The organism is Actinosynnema sp. NPDC004786 (genome assembly GCF_053601135.1).
In genome coordinates, this window is the sequence record NZ_JBSGBG010000001.1 from 181,248 (window position 1) to 205,023 (window position 23,776).

27 protein-coding genes are annotated in these 23,776 nt (G+C 72.9%); 9 read left to right on the top strand and 18 right to left on the bottom strand.

Annotated elements, in window-relative coordinates:
- The first annotated feature begins 88 nt into the window (after window positions 1–88).
- Window positions 89–724, top strand: a complete 636-nt coding sequence (locus ACWEFJ_RS00985; RefSeq protein WP_378087747.1) for a DNA-binding response regulator — start codon at window positions 89–91, stop codon at window positions 722–724.
- Here ACWEFJ_RS00985 and ACWEFJ_RS00990 read toward each other — a convergent pair.
- From ACWEFJ_RS00990 to ACWEFJ_RS01030, 9 genes are all read right to left on the bottom strand, one after another.
- Window positions 721–1,467, bottom strand: a complete 747-nt coding sequence (locus ACWEFJ_RS00990; protein ID WP_378087749.1) for a phosphoglyceromutase — start codon at window positions 1,465–1,467, stop codon at window positions 721–723. The two genes, ACWEFJ_RS00985 and ACWEFJ_RS00990, sit on opposite strands and share 4 nt — an antisense overlap.
- A 115-nt stretch (window positions 1,468–1,582) precedes the next feature.
- Window positions 1,583–1,831, bottom strand: a complete 249-nt coding sequence (locus ACWEFJ_RS00995) for a hypothetical protein (RefSeq protein ID WP_378087751.1) — start codon at window positions 1,829–1,831, stop codon at window positions 1,583–1,585.
- 236 nt (window positions 1,832–2,067) lie between these two features.
- The gene (locus ACWEFJ_RS01000; RefSeq protein WP_449712519.1) at window positions 2,068–3,447 is read right to left on the bottom strand and encodes a pentapeptide repeat-containing protein; all 1,380 of its coding nucleotides are present in this window, start codon (window positions 3,445–3,447) and stop codon (window positions 2,068–2,070) included.
- 242 nt (window positions 3,448–3,689) lie between these two features.
- Window positions 3,690–5,252: a 4-coumarate--CoA ligase family protein gene (locus tag ACWEFJ_RS01005; protein WP_449712520.1), complete on the bottom strand. Its 1,563-nt coding sequence runs from the start codon at window positions 5,250–5,252 to the stop codon at window positions 3,690–3,692.
- 394 nt (window positions 5,253–5,646) lie between these two features.
- Window positions 5,647–6,522, bottom strand: coding sequence for a DUF4349 domain-containing protein (locus ACWEFJ_RS01010; protein WP_449712521.1), 876 nt, complete (start codon window positions 6,520–6,522; stop codon window positions 5,647–5,649).
- Between the two features lie 64 nt (window positions 6,523–6,586).
- Window positions 6,587–7,069: a type III secretion system chaperone family protein gene (locus ACWEFJ_RS01015; protein WP_378087759.1), complete on the bottom strand. Its 483-nt coding sequence runs from the start codon at window positions 7,067–7,069 to the stop codon at window positions 6,587–6,589.
- Complete coding sequence (mshA, locus tag ACWEFJ_RS01020; protein WP_378087761.1) at window positions 7,066–8,319, bottom strand: D-inositol-3-phosphate glycosyltransferase; 1,254 nt, start codon at window positions 8,317–8,319, stop codon at window positions 7,066–7,068. The genes ACWEFJ_RS01015 and mshA overlap by 4 nt, the downstream gene beginning before the upstream one ends.
- Window positions 8,316–9,113: an alpha/beta fold hydrolase gene (locus ACWEFJ_RS01025; RefSeq protein ID WP_449712522.1), complete on the bottom strand. Its 798-nt coding sequence runs from the start codon at window positions 9,111–9,113 to the stop codon at window positions 8,316–8,318. Before ACWEFJ_RS01025 ends, mshA begins: the two co-directional genes overlap by 4 nt.
- 402 nt (window positions 9,114–9,515) lie before the next feature.
- The gene (locus ACWEFJ_RS01030) at window positions 9,516–10,664 is read right to left on the bottom strand and encodes a L,D-transpeptidase (protein WP_449712523.1); all 1,149 of its coding nucleotides are present in this window, start codon (window positions 10,662–10,664) and stop codon (window positions 9,516–9,518) included.
- A gap of 91 nt (window positions 10,665–10,755) precedes the next feature.
- Between ACWEFJ_RS01030 and ACWEFJ_RS01035 the strand changes: the two genes are divergently transcribed.
- Entirely contained in the window at window positions 10,756–11,490 is a 735-nt protein-coding gene (locus ACWEFJ_RS01035) for an SDR family NAD(P)-dependent oxidoreductase (RefSeq protein ID WP_378087767.1), read from the top strand.
- Here ACWEFJ_RS01035 and ACWEFJ_RS01040 read toward each other — a convergent pair.
- Window positions 11,441–12,439, bottom strand: a complete 999-nt coding sequence (locus ACWEFJ_RS01040) for a chymotrypsin family serine protease (RefSeq protein ID WP_378087769.1) — start codon at window positions 12,437–12,439, stop codon at window positions 11,441–11,443. The genes ACWEFJ_RS01035 and ACWEFJ_RS01040 overlap by 50 nt on opposite strands.
- Before the next feature lie 142 nt (window positions 12,440–12,581).
- Window positions 12,582–13,691 carry a UDP-N-acetylmuramate dehydrogenase gene (locus ACWEFJ_RS01045; protein ID WP_449712524.1) on the bottom strand — a complete coding sequence of 370 codons (1,110 nt, stop codon included), beginning with the start codon at window positions 13,689–13,691 and terminating at the stop codon, window positions 12,582–12,584.
- Between ACWEFJ_RS01045 and ACWEFJ_RS01050 the strand changes: the two genes are divergently transcribed.
- The 5 genes from ACWEFJ_RS01050 (at window position 13,690) to ACWEFJ_RS01070 (ending at window position 17,846) form a co-directional block, all read left to right on the top strand.
- Window positions 13,690–14,184 (top strand): DUF2505 domain-containing protein, encoded by a 495-nt coding sequence (locus tag ACWEFJ_RS01050; RefSeq protein WP_378087773.1) that lies wholly within the window; start codon window positions 13,690–13,692, stop codon window positions 14,182–14,184. The genes ACWEFJ_RS01045 and ACWEFJ_RS01050 overlap by 2 nt on opposite strands.
- Window positions 14,163–14,966: a class I SAM-dependent methyltransferase gene (locus tag ACWEFJ_RS01055; RefSeq protein ID WP_378087775.1), complete on the top strand. Its 804-nt coding sequence runs from the start codon at window positions 14,163–14,165 to the stop codon at window positions 14,964–14,966. The genes ACWEFJ_RS01050 and ACWEFJ_RS01055 overlap by 22 nt, the downstream gene beginning before the upstream one ends.
- Window positions 14,967–14,976: 10 nt before the next feature.
- On the top strand, window positions 14,977–15,717 hold the full coding sequence (locus ACWEFJ_RS01060) for a maleylpyruvate isomerase family mycothiol-dependent enzyme (protein ID WP_378087777.1): 741 nt from the start codon (window positions 14,977–14,979) through the stop codon (window positions 15,715–15,717).
- Window positions 15,718–15,729: 12 nt separating this feature from the next.
- The gene (purU, locus tag ACWEFJ_RS01065) at window positions 15,730–16,608 is read left to right on the top strand and encodes a formyltetrahydrofolate deformylase (protein WP_378087779.1); all 879 of its coding nucleotides are present in this window, start codon (window positions 15,730–15,732) and stop codon (window positions 16,606–16,608) included.
- 170 nt (window positions 16,609–16,778) lie between these two features.
- Complete coding sequence (locus ACWEFJ_RS01070) at window positions 16,779–17,846, top strand: LOG family protein (protein ID WP_378087781.1); 1,068 nt, start codon at window positions 16,779–16,781, stop codon at window positions 17,844–17,846.
- Here ACWEFJ_RS01070 and ACWEFJ_RS01075 read toward each other — a convergent pair.
- Window positions 17,843–18,391, bottom strand: coding sequence for a YbaK/EbsC family protein (locus ACWEFJ_RS01075; RefSeq protein ID WP_378087783.1), 549 nt, complete (start codon window positions 18,389–18,391; stop codon window positions 17,843–17,845). The two genes, ACWEFJ_RS01070 and ACWEFJ_RS01075, sit on opposite strands and share 4 nt — an antisense overlap.
- Window positions 18,392–18,462: 71 nt before the next feature.
- Between ACWEFJ_RS01075 and ACWEFJ_RS01080 the strand changes: the two genes are divergently transcribed.
- Window positions 18,463–19,221 (top strand): MerR family transcriptional regulator, encoded by a 759-nt coding sequence (locus tag ACWEFJ_RS01080; protein ID WP_449712525.1) that lies wholly within the window; start codon window positions 18,463–18,465, stop codon window positions 19,219–19,221.
- A gap of 54 nt (window positions 19,222–19,275) precedes the next feature.
- On the opposite strand, the gene ACWEFJ_RS01085 is transcribed toward ACWEFJ_RS01080, so the two are convergent.
- From ACWEFJ_RS01085 to ACWEFJ_RS01105, 5 genes are all read right to left on the bottom strand, one after another.
- Window positions 19,276–19,830 carry a type 1 glutamine amidotransferase domain-containing protein gene (locus ACWEFJ_RS01085; RefSeq protein ID WP_378087787.1) on the bottom strand — a complete coding sequence of 185 codons (555 nt, stop codon included), beginning with the start codon at window positions 19,828–19,830 and terminating at the stop codon, window positions 19,276–19,278.
- Between the two features lie 9 nt (window positions 19,831–19,839).
- On the bottom strand, window positions 19,840–20,502 hold the full coding sequence (locus ACWEFJ_RS01090) for an alpha/beta fold hydrolase (protein ID WP_378087789.1): 663 nt from the start codon (window positions 20,500–20,502) through the stop codon (window positions 19,840–19,842).
- A complete protein-coding gene (locus ACWEFJ_RS01095; protein ID WP_378087826.1) occupies window positions 20,496–20,780 on the bottom strand; it encodes a DUF2516 family protein in 285 nt (94 codons plus the stop codon). The genes ACWEFJ_RS01090 and ACWEFJ_RS01095 overlap by 7 nt, the downstream gene beginning before the upstream one ends.
- A gap of 116 nt (window positions 20,781–20,896) precedes the next feature.
- On the bottom strand, window positions 20,897–21,586 hold the full coding sequence (locus ACWEFJ_RS01100; RefSeq protein WP_378087790.1) for a hypothetical protein: 690 nt from the start codon (window positions 21,584–21,586) through the stop codon (window positions 20,897–20,899).
- 5 nt (window positions 21,587–21,591) lie between these two features.
- Window positions 21,592–22,002, bottom strand: a complete 411-nt coding sequence (locus ACWEFJ_RS01105) for a helix-turn-helix domain-containing protein (RefSeq protein WP_378087792.1) — start codon at window positions 22,000–22,002, stop codon at window positions 21,592–21,594.
- Between the two features lie 111 nt (window positions 22,003–22,113).
- Here ACWEFJ_RS01105 and tgmC point away from each other — a divergent pair, with 111 nt between their 5' ends.
- Window positions 22,114–23,238: an ATP-grasp peptide maturase system methyltransferase gene (gene tgmC / locus ACWEFJ_RS01110; RefSeq protein ID WP_449712526.1), complete on the top strand. Its 1,125-nt coding sequence runs from the start codon at window positions 22,114–22,116 to the stop codon at window positions 23,236–23,238.
- A 79-nt stretch (window positions 23,239–23,317) separates the two neighbouring features.
- Here the strand turns inward: tgmC and ACWEFJ_RS01115 are convergent, their stop codons facing one another.
- Window positions 23,318–23,776, bottom strand: a complete 459-nt coding sequence (locus tag ACWEFJ_RS01115; protein WP_449712527.1) for a TFIIB-type zinc ribbon-containing protein — start codon at window positions 23,774–23,776, stop codon at window positions 23,318–23,320.

Genomic DNA, 23,776 nt, shown 5'->3' on the forward strand with positions numbered 1-23,776 from the left:
CGACGCGGTTGAGGTTCAGCACGGGTTCCACGATCGCCCTCGGCGATCACGGCCGCCGGGATTGGCAGCTTGCTGCCATGCTCGTGGTGTGGAGACGGTGACCGTGGTGCGGGGCGAGGCCGAGTTGTTCGAGCGGACGGCCCACTTGTTCGCGGCGACCACGACCGAGCTGCTGTGCGCGGCGAACGCGCTGCGCACGTGGATGAGCGCCCACCCGCGCGCCGACGTCATGGCGCACCCGCCGGGGCTGCGGATCCGCAAGCTGTTCCGGCTGAGCACCATGCTCGACCCGACGTGGGCCGACCACGCGCGGCACATGGCCGAGCACGGCGCGGACGTGCGGGTCGCCAACCACGACGTGAACGAGACGATCGTGCTGGACGGCCGGGTGGCGATCCTGGCGGGCGACGAGTCGCACGGCCCGCGCAGCTACAGCGTGATCACCCGGCCGGAGCTGGTGCACGGCATCACGTCGCTGTTCGAGGCGGCGTGGCGGGCGGGCACCCCGCTGGCCCTGCACGAGGCGGACATGGCCGAGCTGCGCCTGGCCGCGCCGGGCGTGCTGGACGCGTTGAACCGGGGCTGGACGGACGAGACGGCGGCACGCGCGCTGGGTGTGTCCCTGCGCACGTACCGCCGTCGCGTGGCGGAGCTGATGACCGCGCTCGGCGCGTCGTCCCGGTTCCAGGCCGGGGCGCGCGCCCGCGAGCTGGGCCTGGTCTAGCGGCCCTGGTTGGCCACGGCCTTGATCGCGTCGGCCGCCGCGTCCGGGTCGAGGTACTCGCCGCCCGGCTTGAGCGGCTTCAGCTCGTCGTCCAGGTCGTAGCGCAGCGGGATGCCGGTGGGGATGTTCAGGCCGGCGATCGCCTCGTCGGAGATGCCGTCGAGGTGCTTGACCAGGGCGCGCAGCGAGTTGCCGTGCGCGGCGACCAGCACCGTCCGGCCCGTGCGCAGGTCCGGCACGATGGCGGACTCCCAGTACGGGATCATCCGCTTGACCACGTCCAGCAGGCACTCGGTGAGCGGCAGCTCGGGGCCGAGGTCGGCGTAGCGCGGGTCGCTGTCCTGGCTGAACTCGGTGCCGGGCTCGATCGGCGGCGGCGGGGTGTCGTAGGAGCGGCGCCAGAGCATGAACTGCTCCTCGCCGAACTGCTCCAGCGTCTGCTTCTTGTTCTTGCCCTGCAACGCGCCGTAGTGGCGCTCGTTGAGCCGCCAGTCCCGGCGGACCGGGATCCAGTGCCGGTCGGCCGCGTCGAGGGCGAGGTTGGCGGTGCCGATGGCCCGCCGCAGCAGCGACGTGTGCACGACCTCGGGCAGCACGCCCGCTTCGCGCAGCAGCACGCCGCCCCGCTTGGCCTCCTCCACCCCCTTCTCCGAGAGGGGGACGTCCACCCAGCCGGTGAACAGGTTCTCCGCGTTCCAGACGCTCTCGCCGTGGCGGAGCAGCACCAGGGTTCCGACAGCCATGGGCGTCAGCCTGCCAGATGGGTCGGGCGGGCTCACGCCCGTGGTAGGTGTGATCTTGATCGGTGCAGCCCGACGGGCCGGGCCGGGCCACGCGCGGGCCCGACCCGACGCCCGATCAGCCGCCGAGGCCCCCGAGCGCCCCACCGCCGAGGCCGCCCCCGAGGCCGCCGAGGGCACCGCCGCCCAGCCCGTTGCCGAGGCCCGAGGTGGTCTGCCCCAGCACCGCGCCGAGCGCGGTCTGCACGGCGGTCAGCGGGCTGGTGCGCGGGACGTTGTCCATCGCCGACGCGTTGGCGGCCGGCGAGGCGAGCAGGATGACGGCGGTGGCGCCGGCCGCGACGGCCAGCTTCCCGAGGATGCGCATGCGTGTGCTCTCCGATGTCCGGTGTCGATGTGCACCCGACATGGTTGTGGAGCGTGACGGGTCCGGCTCGCCCAGTAGCCGTGAACAACACCATCGGGTGGTCGCCCACCTCCCCGTGACGGGACCCTCGACAGCGGTACCGCCGCCGTGTCGGCTCGGCCGGACGCGCCGGCCTCGCGATGTGCGCGGAGCGCCTTCGGTGTCATGCGGTTCGGGCTGCGTGCGTACGCGACTCCTCAGCCGCCCTCGCCTGTCCGGTCACTGTCGCGGACCGGCACGAGATGACCCCATACTCCGTCCCGCTCCGCCAGGGCTGATTCCCGTGGTGGATCAGGATCGACCACGGAGAATCCGTCAGGCCAGTTCCTGTTCGGCGCTGGAACCACGTCGAGCCGAACCCGCACGCTGTCGAGTTCGACCCCCTTGCCGAACGTCGCCCCGTCGAACCAAACGTCTTTCCCGAAGATCACCCGGTCGAAGCCGGCGGCCTCCTCGAATGTGACCCCGCCGAATACCACGTCGTCTTCAAACGTCGCTCCGTCGAACCAGGCGTTCCCCTGGAACACCACCCCGTCGAAGCCGGTGGACCCGTTGAACGTCACCCCGTCGAACCAGGCGACCTTCCCGAACCTCACCCCACCGAACCAAGCAGCGTTCCCGAACACCGCCCGGCCGAACACGGCCGCCTTCTCGAACGCAACCCCGTCGAACACGGCGTCCTTCATGAACGTCGCCCCGTGGAACACCGCGTCCGCCTTGAACGTCGCCCTCTGGAAGACAGCGGTGTCACCGAACGTCGTCCCGCGGAATCCCGCGTCCCCTTCGAAGGTCGCCTCGCTGAATCGAGCCACCCGGACGTGGCAACCTCCGAGGTCGAATGCGGTGAGCGTCGCACCGGCGAGGTCGAGATCGATGTCTTCCCAGAAGGTTCTCGCCGGCCGATCGGCATCGTCTCCCGGGTGGAGGTGCTTCGTGATGATGCGTTGCGCGGTGAGTCGTACTTCGCGCTCCTGCATGCGGCCTTCGTTCTCGGCGCGATCCACGATCGGCCCCGCCTGCTCGCCGGTCGCCTGCTTGTCCCACTGCGGGGCAGCCATGAGGGCGTCGACTGCTGCGGACGCGGTGGACACGAGATCCGGGGCCACCGGCGGTTGGAAGGGCATCCGGAGGTAGGAGCACAACACGTTGACGACGGTCTGTCGCTGGTCCGGTACGTTCTGCGCCAGCCGTTCGAGGGCGTACATCCCGCCCAGGCGCACCGGTGCCTTCTCCGATCCGAGTTGCTCCACCGCCTTGGTGTACAACTCGGTCACCCGTCGTTCGGTGGCGTCCTGCTCCTGGTGCGCTTGGTCGACGTCCTTCTGCCGCAGTGCTATCTCCGCAGCCTGCTGCCTCCGGGCCGCCAGCCACAACGCCGCCGCTCCCCCTGTGCCGACGACAATGGTCCCGGCCGTCCTGATCGCGTCCAAGCGCGCCCTGTCCGCCTCCGTGCCGTTGCCGTAAGCCAAGAGCAGCGCTGTCGCCACCCCCGCCCCGACCACTACGAGCGCCACCCCGAACCACACGATGGCCCTGGTGGAGAGGACCTTGTAGGTCGGGCCCCGCTGTTCTCCCACGAGAAGAGGATCGTTGGTCGACCACGCGGTTACAACCGGGTTCGCCGAGTCGACCCGAAGGGCTCCATGCCATTCCGGTCGCATTGGTACGCGAACTTGCGCTGCCCTTCGACATCCTGGGAGACCTGCCGCGTGGCGAGCGCGTTCTGCACGAGATGACAGATGCTCAACTTCACTGCCGACGCAGTTGGCGCAGGTGAGCCATGGTTCAAGCGGCTCACCTGCGCCAATCGCTCACGCGATCAGTGAGCCTCGCGGGCGCGCAGGTCCTTGCGCAGGATCTTGCCCGACGCGGACTTAGGGATGGCGTCGATGAACTCCACCACCCGCACCTTCTTGTGCGGCGCGACCTGGGACGCCACGAACTCCATCACGCCCGACTCGTCCAGGTCGGTGCCGGGCTGGCGGACGACGAAGGCCTTCGGCACCTCCTCGCCCTCCTCGTCGCGCACGCCGACCACGGCCGCGTCGGCGATCGCCGGGTGGGTCAGCAGCACCGCCTCCAGCTCGGCCGGCGGCACCTGGTAGCCCTTGTACTTGATCAGTTCCTTGACCCGGTCCACGATGCTGACCAGGCCGTTCTCGTCGATCACGGCGACGTCGCCGGTGTGCAGCCAGCCGTCGGCGTCGAGCGTGGCGGCGGTGGCGTCGGGGTTGTTCAGGTAGCCCTTCATCACGTTCGGGCCGCGGCACCACAGCTCGCCGCGCTCGCCCACGCCGACGTCCTCGCCGGTGGCCGGGTCCACGAAGCGGCACTCCATGTTCGGCGCGATCACCCCGACCGTGCCGACGGAGATGTCGTCGCGGCCGTCCGGGATCGCGTGGCTGACCGGGCTCATCTCGGTCATCCCGTAGCCCTGGGAGACGCGGCAGCCCAACCGCTTGGCGACGGCCGCCGCGAGGTCCACGTCGAGCGGCGCGGCGCCGGAGAAGATGGTGTCGATGCCGGACAGGTCGTACTGGTCGACCAGCGGGTGCTTGGCCAGCGCCACCGCCACCGGCGGCGCGATGTAGACGCGGTCGGTGCGGTGGTCCTGGATCACCCGCAGGAACTCGGGCAGGTCGAACTTCGGCATCGTCACCACGGTCGCGCCGACGTGCAGGCCGTTGTTCATCAGCACCTGCATGCCGTAGATGTGGAAGAACGGCAGCACGGCGAGGATCTTGGTGTCCTCGCCGACCTCCAGCAGCGGCCCGCACTGGACGATGTTGGCGACCAGGTTGCGGTGCGTCAGCATCACGCCCTTGGCCCGGCCGGTGGTCCCGGAGGAGTACGGCAGCACGGCCACGTCCTCGGCCGGGTCGACCGCCACCTCGGGCACCGGGTCGGAGTTGGCCAGCAGCGACGACAGGCTCGGGTAGCCCTCGGCGGCGTCGAGCACCACCACGTCGGAGATGCCCGCCTTCTCCGCGCCGGGCGCGGCGTTGGGCAGCAGCGCGGACACCGTGAACAACATCTTCGCGCCCGCGTCCGTGAGCTGGTGCGCGACCTCGTCGGCGGTGTAGAGGGCGTTGACGGTGGTCGCCGTGGCCCCCGCCCGCAGGATGCCGTGGAACACCACCGCGTAGTACGGCGTGTTCGGGCTCAGGATGCCGACGACGTCGCCCTTGCCGATCCCCCGCGCGGCCAGCGCGGCGGCCAGGCGGTCGACCGCGCCGGCCAGTTGTCGGTAGGTCAGCGACGCGCCCGAGGTGCCGTCGACCAGCGCGACCCGGTCGGCGCGGTCGCCGAGGTCGGCGAACAGCAACTCGTGCAGCGAGACGTCCGGGACCACGACATCGGGGAACGGACTGCGGAAGACCATGCGGCTGCCTCATTCATCCAGGGGGCCGGGATCCCGCCATCGTGAGTCAAGCCACATCGCGGGTCAAGGCAGTCGCTCGTCACGCTCCAGCGTTACTTAACTCGGCTAAGAACAACACGAATGGAGTAGCGCCGGCCCTTGTGGGGATCACCGGCCATCTGCCAAGTTGGCAGGGCCTCGCGGGTCGGCTCCCACGCACTCCGACGACCTGCGCGGCACACCCGCGGTTCGCATCCCCCCGTCGAACCGCGCCCCGCGCGGAATCCCGGGTTCCCCCCGCCCGGATCCGCCTGACGCGGGGACCGACGCGGGGCGGCTTGAACTCGCGACTCCCCCTCTCTCCCAAGCCGCCCCGCGCTCCGCGCGGATGTTGCTCTCGGTAGAGCGGTGCGTCTTACGAGGCGCCCGTCGCGGGCGCGGCCACCCGACGCCGACGGCGACGCCACCAGTAGCCGAGCACCGGCAGCCCCAGCACCACCGCGAACGGCAGCACCGCGCCCAGCACCACCAGCAGCCACGCGAACGCGTCCACCAGCGCGTGCCAGCCACCGGCGAACGCGCTCAGGAAGTCGTCCTCCTCCTCGACGACCACCGGCGCGCCCGCCGCCGAGACCGTGACGGTCAGCGTGGACAGCGCGACCTGGCCCTTGAGCGTCTCGTACCGGCGCTGCAACGACTCCAGCTCCGCCTGCCGCTTGGTCAGCTCGGCCTCGACGTCGGTGATCTCCGCGGTGGTCGTGGCCCGCTCCAGCAGCCCCCGCACCCGCTCCACGCTGGCCCGCTGGTTCGCCAGCCGCGCCTCGACGTCCACGATCTGCTCGGTCACGTCCTCCGTCGTCAGCTCCCGCTTGACGACCTGCACGCCCTCCAGCGCGGCGATCGCCGTGAGCACGCGGTCCAGCCGGTCACCGGGCACCTTGAACGTCACGGTCGCCCGGTCCGGCTGGGACTTCTCCTGCGCCGCGTACCCGCCCTCGCCCCCGACCAGGTCCGTGACCCTGCCCATCACCGCCGACGAGTCGGCCGCGCGCAGCTCGACCGTCGCCGTGCGCACGAGCTGCCTGCCGTCCCGAGCCGACGCGGTGTCGGCCTGCCGCGCCTCGCCCGACGAGTCCCGCGCGGGCGGCGTGCCGCCCTGCTGCGGCGACGCGACCTCCGGCGCGACGGCCGCCCGATCCGCCGCCGACGACTCGCCGGACCCGTTCGCCCCGCACCCGGCCAGCGCCACCACCGCGAACGCGGCGGCCACCAGCCCCACCCGTCTGCCCATGTGCCCCTCCCTCGTGGTCACCGCAGGGACGGGGCCGGGCCTCAGGGCCGTTGCGCGGGCGTGATCACGATTCGGACACCAGGTGCCGGAACGCCTGGAGGTTGGCCAGCGACTCGCCGCGCGAGACGCGCCAGTCCCACTCGCGCCGGATGGCGCCGGCGAAGCCGATCTCCAGCAGCGTGTTGAAGTCGCCGTCGGCGGCCTCCACCACCTGCCCGAGCACCCGGTCCAGCTCGTCCGGCGTCACGGCGTGCGGCGCGATCCGGCCGACCAGGTAGATGTCACCGGTCGTGTCGATCGTGTAGTGCACGCCGTACAGCTTGGCGTTGCGCCGCAACAAGAACCGGTAGACGTCCTCGTGCGCCTCGTCCGGCTTGCGGCACACGAACGCCTCCACCACCAGCGCGTGCCTGCCGACCACCAGCCAGCAGTTCGTCTGGAGCTTCTTCGCGCCGGGCAGGGTCACGAAGAACCGACCGGGTCCCTTGTGGTCGTAGCGCAGCTCGCGGTCGTCCAGCGTCGACCGGATGACGTCGTCCAGGCTCAAGCGAAGACCTCCTCGCGGAACACGTCCCGTGCCTCGGCGTACCCGGCGAGGAGTGAATCAGTCGTCCGGTCCCACGAGAACCGGCGGGCGTGGCCGACGGCGTTGCTCGCCAGCTCCTCCCGGCACGCGGGCAGCAGCGCGATGTCGGACAGCACCCGCGCCCACGTCCTCGGGTCGTGCCCGTCCACCAGCACCCCGGACACCCCGTCGCGCACCGCGACCGGCAACCCGCCCACCGCCGCCGCGACCACCGGCGTGCCGCACGCCTGCGCCTCCAGCGCGACCAGGCCGAACGACTCGTTGTGGCTCGGCACGGCCACCACGTCGGCGGCCCGGTACACCCGCGCCAGCGCCTCGCCGCCCTGCGGCGGCAGGAACCGCACCACGTCGGAGATCCGCAGCTCGGCCGCCAACCGCACCAGCTCGTCCGGCGTCTTCAAGCCGGACCCCGACGGCCCGCCCACGACCAGCACCACCAGCCGCGACCGCAGCCCCGGGTCGCGCGCCACCATCTCGGCCGCCGCGCGCAGCAGCACGTCCGGGGCCTTCAACGGCTGGATGCGCCCCACGAACGCGAGCACCACCGACTCGGGCCGCAGCCCCAACGCCGCCCGCGCACCCTCCCGGTCACCCGGCGTGAACCGCTCCAGGTCCACCCCGGGCGGCACGACCAGCACCTTCGCCGGGTCGGCCGCGTACAGGTCCACCAGCTCGGACGCCTCCACCTCGGTGTTCGCGACCAGCCGGTCCGCCTCGGCCACGACCTGCTCCTCGCCGATCACCCGCATCCGGGGCTCCGGCGTGTCGTCCGCCGCCAGCGCCAGGTTCTTCACCTTGGCCAGCGTGTGCGCGGTGTGCACCAGCGGCACCGCCCACCGCTCCCGGGCCAGCCACCCGACCTGCCCGGACAGCCAGTAGTGCGAGTGCACGACGTCGTAGTGCCCCGGCTCGTGCCGCGCCTCGGCCCGCAGCACGCCCGCCGTGAACGCGCAGAGCTGGCCGGGCAGCTCCTCCTTGCCCAGCCCTTCGAACGGCCCGGCCACCACGTGCCGCACCGTCACGCCCGGCGCCAACTCGGCCACCGGCGGCAACTCCGACGACGTGGCGCGGGTGAAGATCTCGACCGCGATGCCGCGCTGCGCCATCCGCGTGGCGGTCTGCACGATGTAGACGTTCATCCCGCCCGCGTCGCCCGTGCCGGGCTGCTCCAGCGGCGAGGTGTGCACCGACAACACCGCGACCCGCCTCACCGGGAGACCTCCGCGACGAACCGGGCGAGGTCGGCCGCGAACCGCTCCGGCCGCTCCAGGAACGGCGAGTGCGCGGTTCCGTCGTAACGGCGCAAGTCGGCTCCGGGGATCAGGGCCGCCGCGTACTCCGCGGCAGCCGGGTCGACCACCTCGTCGGCGGTGCCGTGCACCACCAGTGTCGGCTTGTCGACCGCCTTCAGCACGGCGGCGCTGTCCACATCGCGCCGGAACAGGTCCCGGCGGACCCTCGGCGGCACCCGCAACGCCGTCCCCAGCAGCCGCTGCACCACCTCGCCGGGCAACCCCGGCGACTGGTCGCGGCAGAAGTCCGCCAACGCGGGCACGGCCACCGCCGGGTCGTCCGACAACGCCCCCGGCAACGCCGCCCGCATCACCGGCCCGGTCACCCCACCGGGCCGATCGCGCCCGACCTCGGTGATCGCGCCGACCAACACCACCCCGTCGACCAGCCCGGTCCCGTGCGCGCGCAGGTAGTCCACCACCACCAACCCGCCGTACGACCACCCGACCAACACCACCGGCCGCCCGACGTGGTCCACGACCGCCTTCAGGTCCGACGCCCACACCGCCGAGTCGCGATAACCCCCCGCGGCCACCTCGGAACGACCGTGACCGCGCAGGTCCAAGGCGTACGACCGCATCGAGGGGTGGGGCGACCACACCTCCCCGGACTGCGCCCAACCGTGCACCAGCACGACCGCCGGGCCGTCGACCGGACCCGACTCGCGAACCGCCAGCCGGACGCCCCCGGCGTCGAGGAGAGTGTTCTGCACGACCTAGGACAACGCACCACCGAACCCATCACTTCCCACGCAAGTGATTTTCGGTCCTCCACCACACCAACACCACAAACCCGGCTACCACGAGTCACGAAACAATTCCCCGCAGTGCACCAACCCCGACAACACCACCCACAACACACCCAAAACGACCCACAACGGACCCGCCACCACCCCACCGAGGCTCGATTTGACATGGGTTCGGGTGCCTTAGGCTGGACGAAGCCGGCAGGCCCGGCGGGACGCTTTTCCCCGCCGGGCCTGCCGGCTTTGGCCTGCCCCTGGCACCCGTAAGGGCCCCATGTCAAATCGAGCCGGACGCGCCCCCCACAGCGAACCTCGCCCCCACAGCGACCGACGCCACCACAGCGAACCCCGCCACCGAGCCCTACCGCCTCACAGCGCCGACATCGTCTGCCACTGCGCCCACGGGATCTGCCAGTCGTACCAGTCGTACTGCGGCGGCAACGTCGTGATCGACCCCGTCACCTCCACCGGGTCGCCGACCAACGCGCTGTCGTAGTACGCCTTCGCGTCGGCCTCCAACAGGTTCGCGCACCCGTGCGAGGTGTTGTTCTTCCCGATGTTGGCCGCGTTGTCGTTGTTCTCGTGGATGAACTCGCCGTGGTTGGAGATCCGCACGGCCCACTTCTTGACCACGTTGGTGTACCCGTACCGCGGGTTGTCGAAGCTGAACTGCGGGTCCTTCTGCATCACCACGAACGTGCCGTTCGGCGTGGTCAGCTCCGGGTCCGCGTCCTTGCCGAACGACGCCGGGTACGTCGCCACCGTCTGCCCGTCCCGCTGCACGACCATCTGGTGCGTCGGCGTGTCGATCTTCACGACCTGGTTGCGACCGATGGTGAAGTCGCTGGTCACGTCCGCGCGCCCGTACGCGCCGCCGCCGTACGGCACGCCGTACAGCTTCGCCTCGACGTGGACCTGGGTGTTCGCGGGCCAGTAGTTCTCCGGCCGGTAGTGCACCTCGCGCGAGTTCAGCCACGCCCAGCTGCCCTGCACGCCCGCGGAGTTCGTCACGGTCAGGGCCTTCTCCACGGTCGCCCGGTCCGCGACGTCCGCGTCGAACTCGACCTTGATCGGCACGGCGACGCCGACCGTCTGGTTGTCGCCGGGGAACAGCGTGGCGCGCACCTGCGCCGCCGGGTTCACCGTCGTGAACCCGCCCTTCAGCTCGACGGGCTTGCCGTCGGTGCCGGTGGCGCGGCCCGCGTAGGCGTAGGTCTTGCCGAACCCGAGCGGCTCGGTGCTGGACCACGACCGCTTGTCCCCGGCGAGCTGGCCCGCCACCGCCTTGCCCTCGGGGTTGGTGACCGTGACCTGGTCGATCGTGCCCTCGGCCACGGTGACCTGCACCGGGACGTTGACCGGCACCTCGGTCGCGCCGTCCGCGGGCGCGGTGGTGAACCTGGCCACCGGCGGGTTGTCGCCGCCGACCGGTTTCGCGGTGCCCGGCTCGACCTTCGCCGAGCAGCCGGCCAGCAGTGCCAAGCCGACGAGCAAGGACGCCACCACTCTGCTGTGCACGTTACGACGCACGTTACGACCTCCCGATCGAAGGACGCTCCACACGACTTCCGGTGCGAGTGATCCGCATCACACACCTACGATCCCGCGTGTGAACCGTCCTATCGCAGTCGTGACCGGAGCCAGTGCGGGAATCGGTGAGGCCACCGCCCGCAGGCTCGCCGCCGAGGGCTTCCACGTCGTGCTCGGCGCCCGGCGGGTCGACCGCCTCCAGGTTATCGCGGATGAGATCGGAGGCACCCCGGTCGAGCTGGACGTCACCTCCGCCCCGTCCGTCGCGGCGTTCCTGGACGCCGTGCCCGAGGCCAACGTCCTGGTGAACAACGCGGGCGGCGCGCGCGGCCTGGCCACCGTGGCGGAGGCCGACGAGGAGCACTGGCGCTGGATGTGGGAGACGAACGTGCTGGGCACGTTGCGCGTCACCAAGGGCCTGCTGCCGAAGCTGATCGCCTCCGGCGACGGCCACGTCGTCACGGTCACCTCCGTGGCCGCCTACGAGGCGTACGACAACGGCTCCGGCTACACCTCCGCCAAGCACGCCCAGTCCGCGCTGCACCGGACGCTGCGCGGCGAGCTGCTCGGTCAGCCGGTGCGCGTCACGGAGATCCTGCCCGGCATGGTCGAGACGGACTTCTCGGTCAACCGGTTCGACGGCGACACCGAGCGCGCCGCCGCCGTCTACCGGGGCGTGACGCCGCTCACCGCGGACGACGTGGCGGACGTGATCGCGTTCGCGGTGACCCGGCCGCCGCACGTGAACCTGGACCGGATCGTGCTCAAGCCCCGCGCGCAGGCGTCGGCGTCCCGGGTGCACCGGACGACGTGAGCAGCTCCACGTCGAGCTGATCGAGCACCGGGCCGATCGGGTTCGCGAACCCGCGGTCCGGGCTGCCGCCGCAGTACAGCCCGACCACCCGGTTCGCGTCGTCCAGCAGCACCGCGCCGGAGTCGCCGTGGTCGGCGAACCGGGGCGACTCGATGCGGATCTGGTCGTGCAGCGTCCGCACGCCCAGCCCCACGCCGAAGTCCAGCGTGATCGCCGCGTCGGTGGACGCCACCACGCCGACCGTGACCGCGGTGGTCCGGCCGCGCTTGCGCACCCGGTCGCCGACCCGCGCCCGCGCCGGGCCGGTGATCGGCCCGAGGCCGACCACCTCGGGCCGCACCCGCGGCGTGGTGAGCATGATCGCGGCGGCGTCCACCCGGCTCGACAGCGCCGCCCGCGACAGCGCGCCGACCCGGTCGTGCACCGGGTGCCCGCCGTCCACGCGGGACGGGTGGACCATCGGGTCGCCGACCGACCAGGCGTCGTCCACGCAGGCCACGTGGAACGACGTGAGCGCCATCACCAGGTGCCGGCGGCGCGGCGTGACCAGCGCGCCGAGCGTCCCGGCCACCACGTAGTCGTCCGCTTCGGACACGTCCGGCGGCACGAGCCGGACGGCCCGGCTGGGCCCGATCCCGATGCCGCCCGCCAGGGACTCGTGCCGCTCCGCCCCGCTCACGCCCTCCGGCGACGCGATGGTGTGGTGCGGCCAGAACGTGTCCTCCACCACGTCGGTCGGCAGGCCGAGCACGTCCGGCGGGATGGCGAACTGGGCGGCGGGACCCTTGCGGCGGACGTACACGACGATCGCCAGCTCACCGGTCACCCGGCCGCGCACGGTCTTCTCGCCCAGGTCGACACCCACCACACCGGGCCGGCTCAGGAAATCGTCCTCGACCAGCTTCTTGATCGGCCTGGCGGCCGCGCGATCGTCGTAGGGGTAGGCCATGACGACCTCCAACGGGTGCCTCTACCTCCATGAAACGCGCGCAGTGAGGATTCGTCACACGGAGTCACCCGTTCGGCCGTCCTGTCCCGCGGTGGCGGGCCGGGTTCGGCCGCCCGACCGCGGAGGCCGTGAGCGCTCGGCGTCAGCCCAGGTCGCACCCGACCAGCACCGGCTCCGGCCGCAGCTCCACCCCGAACGCCGCCCGCACTCCGTCGCGCACCTCGCGCGCGAGGTCGAGCAGGTCCTCCGTGGACGCGCCGCCGCGGTTGGTCAGCGCCAGCGTGTGCTTGCCCGACAACGCCACCCGGCCGCCGGGACCGCGGTGCCCGCGGCCGAACCCGGCCCGCTCGATCAGCCACGCCGCCGACAGCTTCGCGTGCCCCGGCCCCGCCGGGTAGGTCGGCACGTCCACGTGCGGCCCCAGCCGTTCCGCGATCCGGATCAGCACGCCGGCCAGCGTGGAGTCGTCCAGCAGCGGGTTGGTGAAGAACGAGCCCGCGCTCCACGTGTCGTGGTCGGCCGCGTCCAGCACCATCCCCTTGCCGCGGCGCAGTTCCAGCACCGCCTTGCGGGCCGCGTCGGCGGGCACCCGGTCGCCCGGCGCGACCCCCAGCACGCGGGCCAGCTCGGCGTACCGGATCGGCGCGGACTGCCCGCCCGCGGTCAGCGCGAACCGCGCCCGCAGCACCACCGCGTGGTCGGTGCCCTTCAGCACGCTCGTCCGGTAGGCCAGCCCGAGCCCTTCGGCGGGCACCTGGTGCACCCGGCCCGTGCGGCGGTCGAGCAGGTCCACCGACGTCAGCACCTGCGCCACCTCGACGCCGTACGCGCCGACGTTCTGCACCGGCGTCGCGCCGACCAGGCCGGGGATGCCGGACAGGCACTCCAGCCCGCCCAGCCCCTGCGCCACCGCCTCGGCGACCACGGAGTCCCAGTCCTCGCCCGCCTCGACGGTGAGCTGCACCAGGCCGTCGCCCAGCGGGTCGAGCCGGCGGCCGGTGGTGCCGACCGCGACGACCGTGCCGGGGAAGCCGGCGTCGGACACCACGAGGTTCGAGCCGCCGCCGAGCAGCAGCAGCGGCTCGCCGGCCGCGTCCAGCTCGCGCACGACCTCGACCAGCTCGGCGGCGGTGGTGGCGCGCGTGAAGCTCTTCGCGGGGCCACCGAGCCGCAGCGTGGTGCACTCGGCCAGCGGCACACGGGCACTGGAGGGCGGGGTGGTCACGACCGAGAACGGTAGCCTCCGCGCCATGGCACGCCGCATCGAGCACCGAACCACGTCCCGCTGGCCCGCGCGGGACGTGTACGCCGCGCTGGTGGACCGGTCGTACCTGCGCGACCGGCTCGCCGCCCTCGGTGGCACCGACCCCGAGCTGGTCGCCTTCACCACCACCGAGCAGAGCACGTCCTACCAGCTCAGGCAGGGTGTCCCGGCGGACCGGCTGCCGTCGGTCGCGCGCGGCCTGCTCGGCGGCGACCTCGTCATCGACCGCGCCGAGTCGTGGACGGAGGCCGGGTACGCGGGCACCGTGGAGGTGACGCTGAACGGCGTGCCGGGCCGGTTGGACGGCACGATCACGCTCGCCGACACCGCGGGTGGGAGCGAACTCACCCTCACGGGTCAGGTCAAGGTGGGCATCCCGATCATGGGCGGCAAGCTGGAGGCGCTGATCGCCGAACAGGTCGCCCTGCTGCTCGACAAGGAAACCGAGTTCACCGCCGAATGGCTCGCACGCCGCGCCTAGCCGCGGGCCGGGCCCGCGCGCTCGGCCTGCCCACCCGGGGCACCACCAACCCGAACCGGTTGCGCCGCGTCGACCGGTGGGTGGCGCACACCTACCGCGACCTGCTGTCCGCGCCGGAACCGCTGGTCGTCGACCTCGGCTACGGCTCGTCGCCGGTCACCACGGTGGAGCTGGCCGCGCGGCTGCGCGCGGTCAACCCGGACGTCCGCGTGCTGGGCCTGGAACTCGACGCCGAGCGCGTGGCGGCGGGCAAGGAGGTCGCCGACCCGCCGCGGCTGGACTTCCGGCGCGGCGGGTTCGAGCTGGCCGGCGCGCGCCCGCTGCTGCTGCGCGCGTTCAACGTGCTGCGGCAGTACACCGAGGAGCAGGCGGCGGAGGCGTGGGACACCATGGTCGGCCGGCTCGCGCCCGGCGGCGTGCTGGTGGAGGGCACGTGCGACGAGATCGGCCGCCGGTGCTGCTGGGTCGCGCTGACCGCCGAGGGGCCCCGGACGTTCACGATGTCGTGCCTGCCCGCCGACCTGGAAACGCCGAGCGACCTGGCCGAGCGGCTGCCCAAGGCGTTGATCCACCACAACGTGCCGGGCGAGAAGGTGCACGCCCTGCTCGGCGAGCTGGACGCGTGCTGGGCGACGTGCGCGCCGTTCGCGCCCTACGGGCCGCGGGCCCGGTGGGTGGAGTCCGTGCGGCTGCTGGCCGAGCGCGGCTGGCCCGTGCTGGACGACCGGAAGCGGTGGCGGTTGGGGGAGATCACGCTTCGCTGGGACGTCGTGAGTCCCTAGGGTGTGCGGGGTGGACCACGCCGACTTCGTGCAGCACCTGAGGACCCAGTACGCCGCCCTGCGCGCCGCGGCGATCGCCGCCGGCCCGGACGCGCCGGTGCCGACCTGTCCCGGTTGGACGGTGCACGACCTGGTCGACCACCTGGGCCGCACGCACTCGTGGGCGCTGCGCGCGCTGCACACCCCGGTGGACGGCGACCGGCCGCGGCCCGACGACCGGCCCGCCGACTGGGACGAGCTGCTCGTGTGGTCGGAGAAGACGTTCGCCGAGCTGGCCGACACGCTGGCCGGCACCACGTCGAACACGCCCGCGTGGACGTTCGTGGGGCCGAAGACCTTCGCGTTCTGGTCCCGCCGGCAGGCGCACGAGACGGCGATCCACCGGCTGGACGCCGAGCACGCGCGGCACGGCGCGGACGTGCCGTCGCTGCTGTTCGACGTGGAGTTCGCGGCCGACGGCGTGGACGAGTTCCTGACCTGGATGCTCACCAACACCACCCGGCGCAGGCCGGTCGAGCGGGCCGGCCGGGTGCTGTTCCACGCCGCCGACGCGGGCCGCGCCTGGGAGTTGCGGCTCACGCCGGGGCAGCCGCCGGAGGTGGGGCCGATCAGCGGCTCGGCCTCGGCGACCGACGAGGACGCCACCGTGGCGGGCACCGCGGACGCGCTGTACCGGGCCGCGTGGGGCAGGCCGAGCGGGGCCATCACATCAGGTGACAGGTCACTGGTGGACGGGCTGCCCCGACCGTAGATACTTCCCGTCGTGCCTCTGCCTGAACGACGCTACGTGATCACCTTCGGCTGCCCCGACCGCACCGGCATCGTGGCCAGGATCGCCTCGTTCCTGGCCGAGCACGGCGGGTGGATCGTCGAGGCGGCCTACCACACCGACCCGGCCACCAACTGGTTCTTCACCCGCCAGGAGGTGCGGGCGGACTCGCTGCCGTTCGACGTGGACGAGCTGCGGACCCGGTTCGCCGAGGTGGCCCGGGAGCTGGGCGCGCACCCCGGCTCGTGGCGGGTGACCGACTCGGGCGAGCGCCGGCGCGTGGTGATCCTGGTGTCCAAGGAGGGGCACTGCCTGTACGACCTGCTGGGCCGGGTTGCCTCGCACGAGCTGGACGTGGACGTGGCGGCGGTCATCGGCAACCACGCGGACCTGGCCGGGATCACCCGGGCGCACGGGATCCCGTTCCACCACGTGCCGTTCCCGGCGAACGACCCGGAGGGCAAGGCGGCGGCGTTCGCGCAGCTGCGGCAGCTCGTGGACGCGCACGAGCCGCACGCGGTGGTGCTGGCGCGGTTCATGCAGATCCTGCCCGCGGAGCTGTGCGCGGACTGGGCCGGGCGGGCGCTGAACATCCACCACAGCTTCCTGCCGTCGTTCGTCGGGGCGCGGCCGTACCACCAGGCGCACAGCCGGGGCGTGAAGCTGGTCGGCGCGACGTGCCACTACGTGACCGCGGACCTCGACCAGGGCCCGATCGTGGAGCAGGACGTGATCCGGGTGGACCACACCGACTCGGTCAACGACATGGTGCGCAAGGGGCGGGACATCGAGAAGGTCGTGCTGGCGCGCGGCCTGCGGTGGCACCTGGAGGACCGCGTCCTGGTGCACGGCAACCAGACCGTCATCTTCTGAACGTCGAACTCACGGGTCCCGAACGTTCGACTCTCGGGGCCTGGACGTACGACTCACGCGAGAGTCCTACGTTCGCGCCCCGTGTGTCGAACGCTCCGGACCCGTGTGTCGAACGCTCGGGTCTGGCGGATTCGGCGTTCGGGCGCGGGGGTGGCACGTAGGCTGCGCCGGTGCGCACCGAGTTCACCGACCTCGACCGGGTCCGCGCGGCGACCGACCTGCGGGACGCCGTCCTCGTCGGGCTGGATTTGGGCGAGGAGGAGCTGCGCGTGCCCATGGACGGCGCGCTGTTCCTCGGCTGCACGCTCTCGCCGGTCGCCCAACGCCGTGCCGCGGCGGCGGGCGCGCTGGTGTTCCCGGCGATCCCCGGCCTGCCCTACGACGTGTACCGGTCCCGCCTCTACACGCCGGCGGAGCTGTTCGCCGGGTTCGACCCGGACGACCCGACCACCTACGCCGACACCCCGGACGCCCGGATCTACCGGCACAGCCGCGCGCAGGGCCACAACCCCGACCCGCTCCACGCGCTGGCCGAACGCCTGCACGACCACGCGATCACCGAGGCGCTGGCGGACGTGCTGCCCGAACGCCCGGTCGCGGTGATGGGCGGGCACGCGCTGGGCCGCGACACCGACGGCTACCGGCGGGCCGTGGAGCTGGGCGCGGCGCTCGGCGAGGCCGGGTTCACCGTGCTGACCGGCGGCGGGCCGGGGGTGATGGAGGCCGTGCCGCTGGGCGTGCGGATCGGCGTGGACGAGCCGACGTTGAAGGACCTGGCCGCCGCGCCGGGATTCGGCGGCGACGCGGAGTCCATCGGCCGCTGGCTCGCGGCGTGCCCGACGGACCTGCCGACCGGCGACCGGCCGCGCACGATCGGCATCCCGACCTGGTTCTACGGCCACGAGCCGCCCAACCCGGCGTGCGAGCTGCACGCCAAGTACTTCGCCAACTCCGTCCGCGAGGAGGGCCTGCTCACGGTCGCCACCGGCGGGATCATCTACACGCCGGGCAGCGCGGGCACCGTGCAGGAGGTGTTCCAGGACTACTGCCAGAACCACTACGGCTCGGTCGGCCCGGCCGCGCCCATGGTGTTCCTGGGCGAGCGGTTCTGGGTGGACGAGGTGCCCGCCGCGCCGCTGGTCCGGCGGCTCGCCCGCGGCCGGGAGGCGGAGCGCTGGATCCTGGTGACCGACGACACCGACGAGGCGGTCGGCTTCCTGCGGGCGTACGCGGCCTAGCGGGCCAGGCCCTCGACGACCTCCGCGCCCGGCAGCTTCGCCAGCACCTCGCCCGGCACGAGCAGCTTGCTGCCCCGCACGCCGCTGCCGATCACCAGCTCCGGCGCGGCCGCCACCTCGGGCGACAGCAGCACGGGCCAGTCGGCGGGCAGGCCCACGGGCGTGATGCCGCCGTACTCCATGCCGCTGAGCGACACCGCGTCGTCCATCGGCGCGAACGACGCCTTGCGCGCGTCCAGCCGCCTCCGCACCACGCCGTTCACGTCCGCGCGCGTGGTGGCGAGCACGACGCACGCCGCATACCGCACGGTGTCGCCCCGCTTGCCCGCGACGACGACGCAGTTCGCCGACGCCTCCAGCGGCGAGCCGTAGTGCGCGCAGAACTCGGCCGTGTCCGCCAGCGACGGGTCGATCTCGGCGACCGCGAACCGGGACGCGTCCGCCACCGACCGCAGCGCGGCGGCGACCGGGTCGGCCACCAGGTCCAGCCGGTCCAGGGCGGGCACGGGGGTCAGGGTTCCAGCGATGGTCCACACGGGAACCATCCTGCCGGCTCGCCTTGACGTTGACGTAGCGTCAACCCCTACCGTGGTCGGCACAGGGAGGGAGCACGGTCATGGCCTGGTCGATCGCGCAGGTCGCGCGCATGTCGAAGGTGACGTCGCGGACGCTGCGGCACTACGACGCGATCGGCCTGCTCGAACCGGCGTGGATCGGCGGCAACGGCTACCGGTACTACGAGCGCGAGCAGCTCCTGCGGCTCCAGCGGATCCTGCTGCTGCGCGACCTCGGGCTCGGCCTCGACACCGTGGCCGAGGTCCTGGACGGGCGGCACCGGGAGGTCGACGTGCTGCGCAACCACGCGCGGTGGCTGGCCGCCGAGCAGGAGCGGCTGGCGAAGCTGGCGCGGACCGTCTCCCGCACGATCGAGGAACTGGAAGGAGGTGACGAGGTGAAGCTGGAAGAGCTGTTCGACGGCTTCGACGCCGACCGCCAGGCCCGCTACGAGGCGGAGCTGGTGGAGCGGTTCGGCGAGGGCGTCCGGGAGCACGTGGACGAGAGCAAGCGCCGCGTGCGCGGCTGGTCCAAGCCGGACGCCGCGGAGTTCCAGGCGGAGTGGCGGGCCATCACCGACGCCTACGCCGGGCTGTTCGACGCGGGCGTCGCGGTCGACTCGCCGCAGGCGCTGGAGGTGACGGACCGGCACCACCGCTGGATCAACCGCAGTTGGACGCCGGACCGCGAGTCCTACACCGGGCTCGGGCGGCTGTACGTCGACTCGCCGGAGTTCAAGGCGCAGTTCGACGCGCACGCCGAGGGGTTCGCCGAGTACGTCCGCGACGCCATCGCGGCCTACGCGTCGGCCCGGCTCTGACGCCGGCCCCGCAGGCCCACGGGGAGGTGCACATCCCCGTGGACCCGGTCGCCGTCACACGTCGTGCAGCCCGAACGCCTTCATCGCCTCGCGGTTGAACGCGGGCAGGTCGTCCGGGTTGCGGCTGGTCACGAGCGTCCAGCCGCCCATGGTGCAGACCCGGACCTCCTCGTCGGCCCAGTCACCGCCCGCGTTGCGGATGTCGGTCGCGAGGCTCGGGAACGAGGTGAGCATCTTGCCGCGCACCACGTCGGCCTCGACCAGCAGCCACGGCCCGTGGCAGATCGACGCGACCGGCTTGCCCGCGGCCACGTGCTGCTTGACGAACCGCACCGCGTCGCGGTCCATGCGCAGGAAGTCGGCGTTGGCCACCCCGCCGGGGATCACCACGCCGTCGTAGTCCATCGGGTCGGCGTGCGCGAACGGCACGTCCACGTCGAACCTGTCGGCCGGGGTCAGGTGGTCGAACGCCTGCACCTGACCCAGCTTGGGCGCGAGCAGCCTCGGCACCGCGCCTGCCTTCTCCACGTGCTGCCAGGGCTCGGTCAGCTCGACCTGCTCGATGCCCTCCGTGTCGACCAGGAATGCGATCTTCTTCTGTTCGGCCATGCCCTTCGGCTACCCGGCCAGGAAGTCGAGCAACCACCCGCGGACCTCCGCGCGGTGGGTCAGCCACGACGGCACCAGCTCCAGCCTGCCGTTCGGGAACGCGGCCGCGACCCGCTTGGCCACGTCCCCGGGGTGCAGCGGGTCCTCGGTCGCGCCGACCACCAGCACGGGGGCGGTGACCCGGGCCAGCACCGCGGGGTCGGGCACCGCCACGCGGCCGGGCAGTTCGGCCAGCGCGCCGTCGAGCCGGGCGAACGCGCGCCGCCGTTCCGCCTGGTAGGCGGGCGGTCCGCCGACGGCGGCGATGGTCTCCTCGCGGCCGAGCGCGCGTCCGGGCTCGTCCAGCACGGCGGGCAGCAGCAGGGCCACCCGGTCGAACGCGTCGGGTTCGTCGGCGAGCAGCGCCAGCAGCGCGCCGGCGGTCAGGGACACCCCGATCGCCCGCGTCGCGCCGGTCTCCCGGGCGACGGCGCGCAGGTCGGCGGCGATGCGCCGGTAGTCCCAGTAGCCGGGCGGCGCGTCGGGCGCGTCGCCGTGCGAGGGCAGCGTGACCACGACCTTCGTGCCCGGCAGCCCGGAGGTGGGCAGGCGGGCCTCACCCGCTGTCGCGCCGAGGCCGTGGCCGACGAGCGTGACGGGGTCGCCGGAGCCGAAGCCCCGGTGCGTCACCACCGCGGGCCGCGCTGGACCTCGATCAGCCGGGGCCGGACGTCGACCACGTACACCGTGACCGCGACCAGCCCGGCGAGCCAGAACATGCCGCCGGCGGAGAACGGGTGGAACAGCAGCAGCGCGAACGCGCCGCCGCCGGTGATGCCGAGCCACGCGGGCTTGGTCATGCGCTCGGCCGCGGTGTAGGCGTCGGCCCGCTGCGACAGCGCGTGGGCGAACGCGAACACGCCCATGACCAGCGCGGCGTAGTACGCCGCGAACATGACCCAGGCGTCCAGGTAGAGGGGGCTGAACTCCGGGAACGTTGGCAACACGCCTCCAGCCTACGTGCGTCGCGACGTCGCGGTACAGCGGAAACGGGGCGTCCCTGGTGGGACGCCCCGCGCCGGTGCCGTCACCTGGCGTCGTCGCCGGTCTTCTTCGCCGTGGTCGCGCGGGTCGTCGCGCCCTTCGCGCCGCCCGCGGGCCTGGCCGTGGCGACGGGCTTGGTCGCGGCCGGCTTGCGCGGCGCGGCGGCCTTGCGGGCGGTGCTGCGCACCTCGGCGGCGACGTCGCCGCCGACCTCGACGACCGCCTCGGCCAGCTTCTCGCTCGCGTCGTCCACGTCGTCGGCGACCTTCTCGCCGACCGCGCGGGTGCGGCGGGTCACCTTGCCGAGCACGTCGTCGGCGAGCACGCGGGCGTCGGCGGCGGCCGACCCGGTGCGCTTCTGCGCCGTCTCGACGGCCTCCTCGACCTGGTGCAGCGCCTTCTGCAGGCCGGGCTGGGTCTTCAGCTTCTCCAGCGCCTCCTCGCCGTGCTGGGCGAGGAACTGGTAGAGGTTCAGCGCGGACTGGGTGTAGGCGTCCACGACCTTGCGCAGCTCGGCCGGGTCGAGCCGGTCCCGCAGGTCCTTGCGCAGGTCGCCCGACTCGGCCGCGGTCCGCGCCGACTCGGCGCGCTCGCGGGCCTTGTTCAGCGCCTCGATGACGGCCTTGGCGGCCAGGTCACCCGCGCCCAGGGCGGCCAGCAGCGGCGTGCGGGCGGCGGCGACGGCCTGCTCGCCCGCCTTGCGCAGTTCCTCGGTGGTGGGCAGGTTCGGCATGGAGATCACTCCTCCGTTGTGTGCTGGGTGGCGGTCGTCGGGTTACCGGCTCCGCCGGCGGTGTTCTCCCGCCGGAACGACTCGTAGACGTCGAGCAGCACCTGTTTCTGCCGCTCGGTCAGGTCGGGGGCGGTGACGATGGCGTCGGCGAGGGCGCCGCCCTCCCGCTGCCGCAGGATCCCGGCCTCGACGTACAACGCCTCCGCCGAGATCCGCAGCCCCTTCGCGATCTGCTGCAGGATCTCCGCGCTCGGCTTGCGCAGGCCCCGCTCGATCTGGCTCAGGTACGGGTTGGAGACCCCGGCGAGCTTCGCCAGCTGCCGCAGCGAGATCTTCGCCGTGTTGCGCTGCCGGCGGATGTACTCCCCGATGTCGCGGCCGAGATCGGCCACCGCCTCGTCGACGGACTTGTCCACCTTCGCGGCACCTCCTCGATCCGCTTCCGACGGTACGCGTGGGTGCTAGCAGTTGCAAGCACGCTGCTAGCGTTCCGGACGTGGGCTCGCCCACAGGGCTACGGTGGACCGGTGGACCGTGCGGCGCACCTCCGGGCACGGCTGGCGGACTCGCTGCCGGCCGCGGGCGTCCTGCGCGACCCGCGCTGGGTCGAGGCGTTTCGGCAGGTGCCGCGGCACGTGTTCGTGCCGGGCTGCTTCGTCCAGCGCCCCGACGGAGCTTGGGAGCCGGTGACCTCCGACCACCCGGACCACCTCGACCTGGTCTACCGCGACGAGGTGTGCGTGACCCAGCTCGACCACGACGACCGGGTGTGGGAGCAAGCACTCGCCACCGGGGCCGTGACGGGAGTACCCACGAGTTCGTCGAGCATGCCGACGATCATGGCGATCATGCTGGAGGCGCTGTCGGTCGCGCCGGGCGACCGGGTGCTGGAGGTCGGCACGGGCACCGGCTACAACGCCGCCCTGCTCTGCCACGTGCTCGGTGACGCGCTGGTGACCTCGATCGACGTCGACCGGGGCGTGCTCGCGCGGGCGCGCGAGCGGCTGGGCGCGGCCGGCCACCACCCGACGTGCGTGGCGGGCGACGGCGAGCAGGGGTACCCGCCGCACGCGCCCTACGACCGGATCCTCGGCACGTGCGCGGTGTCCCGCGTGCCGACGGCGTGGCTTGACCAGACGGCCCCCGGCGGGCTGATCGTGACCACGCTCAACCGGCCCATCGGGGCCGGGCTGCTGCGGCTGACCGTCCGCGACGGGCAGGCCACCGGCCGGGTGCTCGCCGAGGACGGCCGGTTCATGCCGCTGCGCGCGCACCGCCAGGCGTGGGCCGACGACGCGCTGGAGGCCGCCCTGACGGCCGAGCCGACGACGTCCCGCACGACGCTGCTGCCGGCGCGGGCCGTGCTGGACCCGGCCGGCGCGTTCGAGTTCTTCGCCGGGCTGGCGCTGCCCGGGGTGGCGGTGGCGGGCGACCCGGTCCGGCTGGCGCACCCCGACGGCTCCTGGGTGCGGCACCGCGGCGCGGTCGTGGACCAGGGCGGGCCGCAGGCGCTGTGGGACGTCGCCGAAGCCGCCTACCGGCAGTGGCAGGCGCTGGGCCGACCGCGCCGCCACCGGTTCACCTTCACCGCCACCCGCACCGAGCAGCACTTCGCCCTGGAGGGCACCACCCTGACCTGGCCACTCCCGTGAGCGACCGCGCGTGTCCTACGTTCGGAACGCGTGTGTCCTACGTTCGGAACACCCGAATTCAACGCTCGGAACCGCCGGTTCAGTCGAGCAGCTCCTCCAGGAAGCTGCGCTTGCGGCGCGGGTAGTGCGGTTCGTAGTACCCCGGCGGGTAGACCGGCGGCGGCACGGGCGCGACCGTGCCCGGCGGCGGTTGGTACGCCGGCGGTGGCTGGTACGGCGGCGGCGCGCCGGCGGGCTGCGCGCCGGGCGGCGGCTGGTAGGGCGGCGGCGGGCCCGCGGCGGGCGTGACCTGCGTCGACTGCTCTCCGTCCGCCGCGACGTCCGCCACGGGCACGGCCGTCGTCGGCTCGACGACCGGAACGGGCGCCGGCACGCCCTCCGGCCGGTACGGCTGCGCGTAGTGCGCCCGCTCGGCGGCGATGATCTGCTCCAGCTCGCCGCCGTCGAGGAACACGCCCTTGCAGTTGTCGCACTGCTCGATGTGCACGGAGCCCCGGCTGATGGTCCGCATGAGGTCCTGGCATTTCGGACAGATCAC

Bases quoted from the DNA above. Each gene is read 5' to 3' on its own strand.
- ACWEFJ_RS00990 (WP_378087749.1), bottom strand. From the start codon at position 1,467: ATGGCTGTCGGAACCCTGGTGCTGCTCCGCCACGGCGAGAGCGTCTGG.
- ACWEFJ_RS00995 (WP_378087751.1), bottom strand. From the start codon at position 1,831: ATGCGCATCCTCGGGAAGCTGGCCGTCGCGGCCGGCGCCACCGCCGTC.
- ACWEFJ_RS01005 (WP_449712520.1), bottom strand. From the start codon at position 5,252: ATGGTCTTCCGCAGTCCGTTCCCCGATGTCGTGGTCCCGGACGTCTCG.
- ACWEFJ_RS01010 (WP_449712521.1), bottom strand. From the start codon at position 6,522: ATGGGCAGACGGGTGGGGCTGGTGGCCGCCGCGTTCGCGGTGGTGGCG.
- ACWEFJ_RS01040 (WP_378087769.1), bottom strand. From the start codon at position 12,439: ATGGCCTACCCCTACGACGATCGCGCGGCCGCCAGGCCGATCAAGAAG.
- ACWEFJ_RS01050 (WP_378087773.1), top strand. From the start codon at position 13,690: ATGGCACGCCGCATCGAGCACCGAACCACGTCCCGCTGGCCCGCGCGG.
- ACWEFJ_RS01045 (WP_449712524.1), bottom strand. From the start codon at position 13,691: ATGGCGCGGAGGCTACCGTTCTCGGTCGTGACCACCCCGCCCTCCAGT.
- ACWEFJ_RS01055 (WP_378087775.1), top strand. From the start codon at position 14,163: ATGGCTCGCACGCCGCGCCTAGCCGCGGGCCGGGCCCGCGCGCTCGGC.
- ACWEFJ_RS01075 (WP_378087783.1), bottom strand. From the start codon at position 18,391: ATGGTTCCCGTGTGGACCATCGCTGGAACCCTGACCCCCGTGCCCGCC.
- ACWEFJ_RS01080 (WP_449712525.1), top strand. From the start codon at position 18,463: ATGGCCTGGTCGATCGCGCAGGTCGCGCGCATGTCGAAGGTGACGTCG.
- ACWEFJ_RS01085 (WP_378087787.1), bottom strand. From the start codon at position 19,830: ATGGCCGAACAGAAGAAGATCGCATTCCTGGTCGACACGGAGGGCATC.
- ACWEFJ_RS01100 (WP_378087790.1), bottom strand. From the start codon at position 21,586: ATGCCGAACCTGCCCACCACCGAGGAACTGCGCAAGGCGGGCGAGCAG.